We start from the raw sequence: 10,701 nt of genomic DNA, 5'->3' as shown, positions 1-10,701 counted from the left end.
CGGGTGCCGGTGTCCGCGCGCATGCTCACTGGTCCACGCGGTTCGCGTTGGCGTACTCGACGATCTTGTCGAGCTGCGTCTTGGCGTCGGCCTCGCCGTTCACGGCCAGGGCGATCTGCTGGGTCATGTAGGTCGCCATGTCCGAGGTCCACTGGAACGGCAGCGCCTTGGCGTCCTTCATCGCGCCGAACACGGTGTCGATCGCGGCGAGCTGCTTCTCGTCCGTGACGGAGGAGGCGATGTTCTCGACCACCTGGTCGCCGCCGTCGGCCGTGCCGGGGGCGGTGCCGACCGCGAGGGAGGAGAACGCGACCTGGTTCTCCTCGTTCGTCGCGAACTCGGCGAACGCGAGTGCGGCTTCCTTGTTGTCGGAGTCGGCGGAGACGTTGAGGCCCTGCACGTAGAGCGGGGCGACACCGAGGCGCGGGGTGGCGACGGTGTTCTCCAGCAGTGCCGGGGCGTCCTTCTGCAGATCGGTCGTGAAGCCGGTGCCGCCGGTCGTGAAGGCGACCTTCTCCTGGATGTACGCCTCCGCGTTGCCGCCGTAGTCGCCGGTCAGTGCCTCGGCGGGCATCGCGCCCGCCGCGTAGGCGTCGGCGTACTGCTCGATGATCGCGGCGGCCTCATCGGTGTTGAAGTCGAACTCGCCCTCGTCGTTGATGACCTCCATGCCGGCGGCGGTGAAGGTGTCGAGCGCCGGGATCGAGGAGAGGAGCTGGACCTTGCCGCCGGACTCCGTGGCGACGTCCTTCGCGAGCGTGAGCAGCTCGTCGACCGTCGTCGGGAGGTTCTCCTCGGTGACGCCGTACGGGGCGAGCTGGGCGAGGTTCCACCAGGATGCGTCGCTGGAGAGGTACCAGGGCAGGCCATAGGTGCCCTCGACGCCGGGGTACTGGCTGTACGCGTCCCAGGCGCCGGCGTTGTACGTCGCCTTCAGGTCCGGATCCGCGGTGTCGAGGTCGACGAGCTTCCCCGCCGCGACGAGGGGGTAGGCGATGTCCGGCGGCAGGTTGAGCACGTCGGGCAGCGTGTCGGCGTTCGCCTGGCTCAGGATCTTCTCCTGGTAGCCGTCGCCGGGCTGGTCGAGCCACTCGACGGTCACGTCCGGGTGCTCCTCCTCGAACGCGGCGATGAGGTCTTCGAAGTACGGGGTGAACTTCTCGTTCTTCAGCGACCAGGTCTGGAACTGGATGGTTCCGCTGAGCTCGCCGGAGGTGTCGATGGGGCCGGCGCCGTTCGAGGCGGCGCCGCCTCCGGTGCAGCTCACGAGCGCCAGGGCGCCGATCGTGAAGGTTGCCAGAGCGACAATGCGTGCGGGAACTTTCATCGTGCTTCTTCCTTGAGGCGGGCGAATCGGCGCAGTCCGACGGAGGGACTACAGCGCTTTAGCAGATGAAACCATCGGATCCGGTCGGTGTCAAGGTGTGCGCTATCGACCGTGGTGCTCAAGCGTTATAGTGGTGCGCATGTCCTCGCGGGAGGGCACGGTCCGAAAGGTGCACACATGACGCAGCGCGGCGCTCTCGACGCCCCACTCCGCTTCGGGGCGAACTACACGCCGTCGACGGACTGGATGCACTCCTGGCTCGACTTCACCCCGGACGACGTGCGCCGCGACTTCGCGGCCCTCGCCGCGCTCGGCCTCGACCACGTGCGCGTGTTCCCGCTCTGGACCGTCCTGCAGCCGAACCGCACCCTGATCCGGGCGAAGGCGATCGACGACGTGCGCGCCATGGTCGACATCGCCGCCGAGTTCGGGCTGGACGCGAGCGTCGATGTCGTCCAGGGGCATCTGTCGAGCTTCGACTTCGTCCCGTCCTGGCTGTACACCTGGCACGACCGGAACATGTTCACCGATCCGAGCGCCCTGGACGGCCAGGCGCAGCTCGTGGAGCGGCTGGCCGGCGCGCTGCGGGACGCCCCGAACTTCCTCGGGCTCACGCTCGGCAACGAGACGAACCAGTTCTCCGCGCACACCCACCCCTCGCCGTGGCCGGTCACGACGGATGAGGCGGGCGCCTGGATCGAGGCGCTGCTCGCTGCAGCGGACCGGGGCGCTCCCGGGCTGCCGCATGTGCACAGCGAGTACGACGCGGTCTGGTACATGGACGATCACGGGTTCACGCCGGCGCATGCCTCCCGCCTCGGCGCGATGACGACCATCCACTCCTGGATCTTCAACGGCACCGCCCAGCGCTACGGCGGGCGCTCCGTCGCGGCGGACCGTCATGCCGAGTACCTCATCGAGCTCTCCCGCGCCTTCGCGACGGATCCCGCCCGGCCCATCTGGCTGCAGGAGGTGGGTGCCCCCTCGAACTGCCTCGACGAGAGCGAGATGCCCGGATTCCTCGAGGCCACCGTGCGCTCGGCTCTCCGCACCGAGAACCTCTGGGGTGTGACCTGGTGGTGCTCGCACGACGTGAGCCGGGAGCTCGCCGACTTCCCGGAGCTGGAGTACTCCCTCGGGCTGATCGACCAGGAGGGGGCGGCGAAGCCCCTCGGCCGCCGGTTCGCGGAGCTCATCCCCGAGCTGCGTACCCGCACCGCGGCTCCGGACCGCCCCACGGCGATCGTCGTGGAGGTCGACGAGCAGGAGGTACCGGTGAGCCGGGCGGCGCTGAGCCCCGGCGGCGCGGTCTTCCAGGCCTGGGTCGACGCCTGCGCCGCGGGTGAGGACCCCGCCCTGGTGACCTCCCGCACCGCACAGGACCCCGCGGCGCTGGAGGCACGCGGCATCCGCCGCCTCATCCACCCCGCCCCGTCCGGGTCCGACGTGACGCGCTACGCCTCCGTCAACACCGTCGTCTGAGTTTCTTCCCACGTCTCTGAGTCGCCGAGACCCCGGGTTGTCGTCGAGACCCCGGGGTGCGTGCGTCGAGAGCCCGGGGTGTGGGCGGGGAGGCGGGGTCTCAGCGGGGCGGAGGTGCCGTGCTCTCGCGAGCGGTGAGCACCGGGGTCGGGCCCTGGACGCTCGGCAGCGTGGTGCCGGCCTCGATCTGCTGCAGCAGGAGCGTGGCCGCCTGCTCGCCGAGCTCGAACGTGTCGCGGGTCATCGCGGTGATCGACGGGTTGATGAGTCCTGCGATGACGGAGTCGTCGAACGACGCGAGGGAGACGTCGCGGGGAACCGCCCGGCCCATCTCCTGCGCCACGCGGAGGCCGGCGACGGCCATCACGTCGTTGTCGTAGACGATCGCGGTCGGGCGCTGCCGGCCGGAGAGCAGCGCGCGCGTCACGGCGGAGGCGCGGGCGGGGGAGAAGTCCGTCGTGATGACCTCGCCGGCGATGCCGTCCGCCGCCATCCGCTCCAGCACCTCGGCGCGCAGGCGGGTGTGCTCCAGTTCGGCCGGACCGGCGACGTAGGCGATGCGCGTGTGACCGAGGGCGGCGAGGTAGGAGAACAGGGTCTCCGCGACGGTGTCGTCGCCGATCCACACGCTGGGCACCGCGCCGTCCGGGGAGGGCTTCGAGCCGATCATGACGGCGCGGGCGTCCAGGGCCGTGATGCGCGCGCCGCGCGGGTCGTCGTCGCGCGGGTCGATGAGGATGATGCCGTCGACCTGATTCGACGAGCGCCACTGCCGATGCACCTCCATCTCCTCGTCGATGTCGGCGACGAGGCGGAGCTGCAGACCGACCTTGCTCTCGGAGAGGCGGGACTCGATGCCGGCGATGAGGTCGGTGAAGAAGGCCTCGGAGCCGAGGGAGCGCGCCGGGCGGGCGAGGGCGAATCCGACCGCGTTGGCGCGGGCGCCGACGAGGGCACGCGCGGCGGAGCTCGGCTGCCAGTGATGCTCCTCGATGATCGAGAGGATGCGCTGCCGCGTCTCCTCGCTCACGCCGGGGCGACCGTTGAGGGCGAACGAGACGGCGCCGGGGGAGACGCCGGCCATGCGCGCGATATCCGCGATGGTCACGCGTTTCCCCGGGGTCATAGGCATCACCCTACTTGATCGGTTTAGCCTCTCGAAAGCAGCGGAGAACGTGCCGTAGACTCCCGTGCTAGATCGTTTTAGTAGCGACGCGCATCGAACCCCATCCCTCACCGTCGAGCCCGGAGAACCCCATCATGCATGACGACACCTCGCTCACCGTCGGCCGCGTCAAGCGGGTCCTCGACGAGCGCATCCGCCCCGCGATCCACTCGGCCGCGGTTCCCCTCACGGTCGAGGCGCATCAGCTCCCCGGAGAGCCCATCGCCCCGGCGGACGGCCTGGCGCTCTCCTTCGCCCCGGCCGCGGTCGGCGAGCTGTGGGGCCCGGCCTGGGGGACCACGTGGTTCAAGCTCACCGGTCGGGTGCCCGCGGAGTGGGCCGGGCGCCGGGTCGAGGCGCTGATCGACCTGGGCTTCGACGTGAACATGACGGGGTTCCAGTGCGAGGCCCTCGCCTACCGGCCGGACGGCACGCCGATCAAGAGCATCAACCCGCGGAACCAGTGGGTGCCGATCGTGGAGACGGCGGCGGGCGATGAGCCCGTCGAGCTCTACCTGGAGGGCGCGTCCAACCCTGTGCTCCTCGACTACCACCCCTTCCTGCCGACCCAGGAGGGCGACGTCCTCACCTCCTCGAAGGAGCCGCTGTACCGGCTGCGGCGCCTCGACCTCGCGGTGTTCGAGCCCGAGGTGTTCGACCTGTCGCTCGACCTCGAGGTGCTGTTCGAGCTGCAGGCGGAGCTCCCTGCCACGTCGCCGCGCCGCATGCGCATCCTGCAGGCCCTGGACGACGCGCTCGACGTGCTCGACCTGCAGCACATCGTGGAGACCGCCGGCGACGCGCGGGCACGGCTCGCGGACGTGCTCGCCGCTCCGGCCGAGGCGAGTGCGCACCGGATCTCGGCCGTCGGCCACGCGCACATCGACTCCGCCTGGCTGTGGCCGGTGCGCGAGACGATCCGCAAGGTCGCGCGCACCACCTCGTCCATGACCACGCTCATCGAGGAGCGGCCCGACTTCCAGTACGGCATGTCGAGCGCGCAGCAGTACGCCTGGATCAAGGAGCACCGTCCCGAGGTGTGGGAGCGGGTCAAGGCCGCCGTCGCCGCCGGACGCTTCCTGCCCCTCGGCGGCATGTGGGTGGAGTCCGACACCGTGATGCCGACGGGGGAGTCGCTCGTGCGGCAGTTCTCGCAGGGGCAGCGGTTCTTCGAGCGGGAGTTCGGCCTCCGGTCGAAGGGCGTGTGGCTGCCGGACAGCTTCGGCTACTCGCCGGCCCTGCCGCAGCTCATGCGCCGTGCCGGGTTCGAGTGGTTCTTCACGCAGAAGATCTCCTGGAACCAGCAGAACGTCTTCCCGCACCACTCCTTCCTCTGGGAGGGCATCGACGGCTCGCAGGTATTCACGCACTTCCCGTCGATGGACACCTACAACTCGCAGCTGAGCGGCATGGAGGTCGCGAAGGCCTCGCGGCAGTTCAAGGAGAACCGCCTCAGCTCGCGGTCGATCGCCCCGGTCGGCTGGGGTGACGGCGGCGGCGGCACGACGCGCGAGATGACGGGCAAGGCCGAGCGGCTGCGCGACCTCGAGGGCAGCGCGCAGGTGGTGTGGGAGCACCCGGACGTGTTCTTCGACGCCGCCAAGGCCGAGCTGCCGAACCCCGCCGTGTGGGTCGGCGAGCTCTACCTCGAACTGCACCGCGGCACGCTCACGAGCCAGCACGCCACGAAGGCGCTGCACCGGTGGGCCGAGCACGCGCTGGTGGAGGCCGAGCTGTGGGCGGCGACCGACGCCGTGCGCACCGGCGCCGCGTACCCGCAGGCCGAGCTCGACCGGCTCTGGCAGGCCGTGCTGCTGCACGAGTTCCACGACATCCTGCCCGGCACCTCGATCGCGTGGGTGCACCGGGAGGCCGTCGCCGTGCTGTCCGACGTGCTGTCGGATGCGCGCGACATCGCCGACGCCGCGCGCCGGTCGCTCGCCGGGGAGGGCGACCGCGAGCTGCGGTTCGAGCCGACCTCGGTGGGTCGGGGGCGCGCGCTCGGCGCCTCGTGGGTCCCTGAACCCGTCGAAGGGCCGGTCTCGCTCGTCGAGGACTCTTCGGCAGGCTCAGCGACCCACCCGGGATGGCGCCTGGAGAACGAACTCGTGTCCGTGCTGGTCTCGGCCGAGGGGCTGATCGTCTCGGCCGTCGACAAGGCCACAGGGCGGGAGACGGTCGCGCCCGGCAAGGCTGCGAACCTGTTCCAGGTGCACCAGGACTTCCCGAACATGTGGGACGCGTGGGACATCGACCGCTACTACCGCAACAGCGTCGATGACCTCACCGCGGTCTCGTCCATCGAGGCATCACTCGTGAACGGTGTCGCGCAGATCGTCGTCGTGCGTCCCTTCTCGGAGTCGACGATCACGCAGACCATCCTCCTCGCGCCCGACTCGCGCACGGTGCTGCTGCGCAACGAGGTCGACTGGCACGAGACCGAGAAGCTGCTCAAGCTCGCGTTCCCGCTCGACATCCAGGCGTCGCATACCGAAGCCGAGACGCAGTTCGGCTACCAGGCGCGCGTCACCCACACGAACACGAGCTGGGAGGCGGCGAAGTTCGAGACCTCGATGCACCGCTTCGTGCTGGTGCGCGAGCAGGACTTCGGTGCGGCCCTCGTGAACGACTCGATCTACGGGTACGACACGACGCGCGAGGTCGGCGAGGACGGGGTCACCACCACCGTGCGGCTCTCCCTGCTGCGGGCGCCGCGGTTCCCCGACCCGGATACGGACCACGGGCTCCATGAGATCGAGGTCGGCTTCGTGATCGGTGCCGACGCCGCGATCGCGACCGCCGAGGGTATCCGCCTCAACAGCACACCCACGGTGATCCGCGGGGAGCGCGAGGTCGAGCCGCTGGTGGAGGTGTCGGGCGAGGGGATCGTCGTCTCGGCCGTGAAGCTCGCCGACGACGGCTCCGGCGACGTCATCGTCCGGGTGTACGAGGCGCTCGGGCGTCGGGCGGTCGGCGAGCTCTCCGTCGGCTTCGACCACCGTGAGGTGCGCGAGGTGAGCCTGATCGAGGACGAGATCGAGGCGCCCCGCCTCGGCGGCGCCCTCCACCTCCGCCCCTTCGAGGTGCGCACGCTCCGCATCGCACGCTGAGCCCCCGGCCTCCTCGCGCCGGGCGCGCCGCGCCGGATCAGAAACGCGCCTCCCCGCCCTTCGGGAGGCGCGTTTCTCATCCCGCCGGGCGGGATCGCTCTCAGGCGGGCGGGAGGCGGAGGACGTCGGGCGACTCACCGCCGGTGAGGTCGTCGGCGATACGGAGGCTGCGGGCCAGCTCGTCGAGCGCGCCGATGAGCGTGCCGAAGCGTTCGCGGTCGCTGCAGACGGCGGTCAGGGTCACCAGATGTGTACCGGTGTCCCAGGTGTAGGTCGCGAAAGGTGGCGCCGAAGGTGAGGGCGGGGTCGGGACCACGAGCTTCTCGCCGACGCCGAGCCGGGTCGGGAAAGAGGTCGTGTCGTCGTACTCCATCGGCATCGACGCGCGGGCGATCCGGATGTCGGGGGTCAGCGCCTGCACGGTCGCCATCGCCACGACGAGGTCGGGCTCCGCCTTCCACGTCCACGCGAGGACCCGGCCGTCGGCCTTCTTCATGAGCATCGGCGCGGCCTGGCTCATCGCCCAGGCTCCGAACCGCGAACCGGGGCGCTCCGTCGCGCCGACCGCGGCGTTCACCTGGCCGAGCAGCATCCGGATCGCGGCCTTGCGATGCCGGCGTCCCCTCCACCCGAGCGAGTCCGTCACGGGTATCCACAGCTGGGGGTCGGCGTCGGCGTGCAGTCGCATGGCTTCACGGTATCGGCCGAGGCTGAAGGGTGCCGGTATGGCTCGGCGTCGGGGACAGGGCCCTCGGGTAGAGTTGCCACCGCCCGACCAGGGCTTCTCCTTGGCCGCCACCCCGTTAGGCATCTCTGTGACCTCCTCCGACGATCCGATCGATGCGTCGCGCGACGCCACCGCCGTACAGCCCCGTCCGCTGAAGATCCTCCTCGGGTGTGACACGTTCGCCCCCGACATCAACGGCGCCGCCCGGTTCGCCGAGCGTCTCGCCGCCGGACTCGTGCAGCGCGGGCACGAGGTGCACGTCGTCGCCCCCAACCAGGCCTACCGTCGCACCGCGCCTCGCACCGAGGTCATCGAGGGGGAGCCGATGACGCTCCACCGCCTGCCCTCCGTGCGCTGGGCCCCGCACGACTGGCTGCGCTTCGTGTGGCCGTGGCGCTCCAAGCACTACGCCCGGAAGGTGCTCGACGCCGTGCAGCCCGACGTCGTGCACATCCAGTCCCACATCGTGATCGGGCGTGGACTCGCGCGCATCGCGAAGCAGCGCGGCATCCCGGTCATCGCGACGAACCACGTCATGGCCGAGAACATCCTCGACCACACGACCATGCCGAAGTTCGTCGACGACCTGGTGCTCAAGTTCGCCTGGGCCGACGCGAAGCGCACCTTCGACCTGACGCGGGCGATCACCACGCCCACGCGTCGGGCCGCCGACTTCCTGGAGAAGACGGTCGAGGTGCGCGGCGTCATCCCGGTGAGCTGCGGCATCGACCGCTCCCAGTACACCCCGGTCATCGCCCCGCGCGAGGAGAACCGGCTCGTGTTCGTGGGCCGGCTGACGGCGGAGAAGCAGGTCGAGGTCATCCTCAAGGCCATGACCAAGCTCGACCCGGCACTGAACACGACGTTCGACATCGTCGGAGGCGGAGACCAGCGCAAGCAGCTCGAGCACCTGACGGCACAGCTCGGGTTGTCGGACCGGGTCACCTTCCACGGCCGGACCACCGACGAGGAGCTGCGGGCGCTGTTGTCCCGTGCGAGCCTCTTCGTCATCGCGTCGATCGCCGAGCTGCAGTCCATCGCGACGATGGAGGCCATGGCATCGGCGCTGCCGATCGTCGCCGCAGACGCCGTCGCCCTGCCGCACCTCGTGCACGACGGCGAGAACGGGCACCTCTTCACGCCGGGAGACGTCGACGACCTCGCCGCGAAGCTCACCGCCGTGCTGACCGCCTCCCCCGGCGAGTACGAGCGGATGCAGAAGGCGTCGCTCGACGGCGTGGCCATCCACGACATCAACCGCACGCTCGACACCTTCGAGGCGCTGTACCGCGACGAGCCGCTGCCCGAGTGACGCGGATGCACGTCGTCTTCTTCGCCGATCAGCACCTCGACTCCCTCGGCGGGGCGCAGGTGTCGATGCGACTGCAGCGGACGTTCCTGGAGCGCGCCGGGCACACCGTGACGGTCGTCGCGCCCCGTATGCACGCACGGCGTGACGACGCTGCACCGTCGGACGGGAACGTCGACCTCCCGTCGCTGCCGATCACCCTCGACCGGGAGTACGCGATGACCTGGCCGGGGCGGGCGACCGACCGGGTCCTCGACCGGGCGATGGCACACCGTCCGCCCGTCGATCTCGTCCACGTGCAGGCCGACTTCTGGGGCGCCTTCATCGGCCACCGCTTCGCCGCCCGGCACGGGATCCCGGTCGTGCACACGATGCACAACCGCGTCGATGTCGGGCTCACCGCGGTCACCCCGCTGCACCGGCCCGTGCTCGCCGTGCTCAACCTGTGGCGCCGCGCCGCCCTCCGCGGCATCGGTGTGCCGGTCGGTGGCAGCGACGGGTGGTCGTACCTCCGAGGTCTCGCGGCGGGCGCCGCCGCCGTCACGGCCCCGTCCGGGCACTTCGCGCGACGCCTGGAGCAGAACGGCGTGGCGCGGACGGTCGATGTCGTGTGGAACGGCATCGACGACGACGTCCGTGCGCAGACCCTCGCAGCGGCACCCGCGGAACGGACGCCGGGGCGCCCGCGCTTCGTCTGGCTCGGGCGGATGAGTCCGGAGAAGCGCCTGCTCCCGTTCCTCCAGGCCTGGGTCGACGCGGGCATCGACGCCGAGCTCGAGGTGATCGGCGGCGGCGGACAGCGCGCCGCGGCCGAACGCATCGTCGCGGGGCGTGCGGACGTGCGGTTCGCCGGCCGGCTCTCGTATGCGCAGACGCTGGAGCGGATCGCCGCCGCCGATGCGCTCGTGCAGACGTCCATCGGGTTCGAGACCCAGGGCATGACGCCGTTCGAGGCGGCGACCCTCGGCACGCCCTCCGTCGTGTGCGACCCCGACATCGCCGCGGAACTCCAGGGCGGGCTCTGGGCGGTGCCGACGACGGACCCGGCCGCCCGCGGGCGAACCGTCGAGGCGCAACGGATCGAGGCCCTCTCCGCGACGCTGCGGCAGGCGGCCGCGGACATCGCGGACGGGACCGCACCCCAGCCGGTGCCCGCCGTGGCGGACGCCTTCCGGCAGTCGTCGCGGACGGCCGCCATGATCGAGGTCTACGAGCGGGTGCTCCTGCGATCCTGAGCGGTCAGAGGAACCCGTAGAAGTTCGACGAGAGCCAGCTCAGCACCATCGTCAGCAGGCCGGCGCCGGAGATGCCGACGGCGATCCCGGCGAGCAGCCGCGGCCCCGGTCGGCGTGCCGCGATGAGGCCGAGCACGAGCGCCGCCCCGTAGCCGAGGAAGGTGAGGATGCCCGATGCCCCCTCGATCAGGCCGATCATGCTGTAGGTCCGGTCCGACATGTAGAGGTACCCGTCTGCGCTCAGTCGAGCCTTCTTCCAGGAGCCCCCATGCCCCGACTGCACTCCGTGGCCGCCGTCACGGCGGCGTGCGCGCTGAGCGCCGCCGCCCTGATCTCCGCCCCCGTC

General features: G+C 70.8%; 8 protein-coding genes. 4 read left to right on the top strand and 4 right to left on the bottom strand.

What is annotated here, in order from left to right; translation table 11 throughout:
- Positions 1-25: 25 nt before the first annotated feature.
- Complete coding sequence (locus tag AC2W7E_RS04005; RefSeq protein ID WP_485988592.1) at positions 26-1,327, bottom strand: ABC transporter substrate-binding protein; 1,302 nt, start codon at positions 1,325-1,327, stop codon at positions 26-28.
- 177 nt (positions 1,328-1,504) lie between these two features.
- On the opposite strand from AC2W7E_RS04005, the gene AC2W7E_RS04000 reads away from it, so the two are divergent.
- Positions 1,505-2,809: a glycoside hydrolase 5 family protein gene (locus AC2W7E_RS04000; RefSeq protein ID WP_485988591.1), complete on the top strand. Its 1,305-nt coding sequence runs from the start codon at positions 1,505-1,507 to the stop codon at positions 2,807-2,809.
- Between the two features lie 100 nt (positions 2,810-2,909).
- Here the strand turns inward: AC2W7E_RS04000 and AC2W7E_RS03995 are convergent, their stop codons facing one another.
- Entirely contained in the window at positions 2,910-3,935 is a 1,026-nt protein-coding gene (locus AC2W7E_RS03995; RefSeq protein WP_025102633.1) for a LacI family DNA-binding transcriptional regulator, read from the bottom strand.
- Positions 3,936-4,069: 134 nt separating this feature from the next.
- Here AC2W7E_RS03995 and AC2W7E_RS03990 point away from each other — a divergent pair, with 134 nt between their 5' ends.
- Positions 4,070-7,084 (top strand): alpha-mannosidase, encoded by a 3,015-nt coding sequence (locus AC2W7E_RS03990; protein WP_485988590.1) that lies wholly within the window; start codon positions 4,070-4,072, stop codon positions 7,082-7,084.
- Positions 7,085-7,184: 100 nt separating this feature from the next.
- On the opposite strand, the gene AC2W7E_RS03985 is transcribed toward AC2W7E_RS03990, so the two are convergent.
- Entirely contained in the window at positions 7,185-7,772 is a 588-nt protein-coding gene (locus tag AC2W7E_RS03985) for a hypothetical protein (RefSeq protein WP_025102630.1), read from the bottom strand.
- Between the two features lie 121 nt (positions 7,773-7,893).
- Here AC2W7E_RS03985 and AC2W7E_RS03980 point away from each other — a divergent pair, with 121 nt between their 5' ends.
- Together AC2W7E_RS03980 and AC2W7E_RS03975 are read left to right on the top strand one after the other, a co-directional pair.
- Positions 7,894-9,123 carry a glycosyltransferase gene (locus AC2W7E_RS03980; protein WP_062636139.1) on the top strand — a complete coding sequence of 410 codons (1,230 nt, stop codon included), beginning with the start codon at positions 7,894-7,896 and terminating at the stop codon, positions 9,121-9,123.
- A gap of 5 nt (positions 9,124-9,128) precedes the next feature.
- On the top strand, positions 9,129-10,355 hold the full coding sequence (locus tag AC2W7E_RS03975) for a glycosyltransferase (protein WP_485988589.1): 1,227 nt from the start codon (positions 9,129-9,131) through the stop codon (positions 10,353-10,355).
- A 4-nt stretch (positions 10,356-10,359) separates the two neighbouring features.
- Here the strand turns inward: AC2W7E_RS03975 and AC2W7E_RS03970 are convergent.
- On the bottom strand, positions 10,360-10,701 hold a 342-nt coding region (locus AC2W7E_RS03970), incomplete at its 5' end, for a hypothetical protein (RefSeq protein ID WP_485988588.1).

This window comes from Microbacterium sp. CFSPD4_SD4 (assembly GCF_057364585.1).
This window is presented reverse-complemented; position numbering and strand designations above follow the sequence as displayed.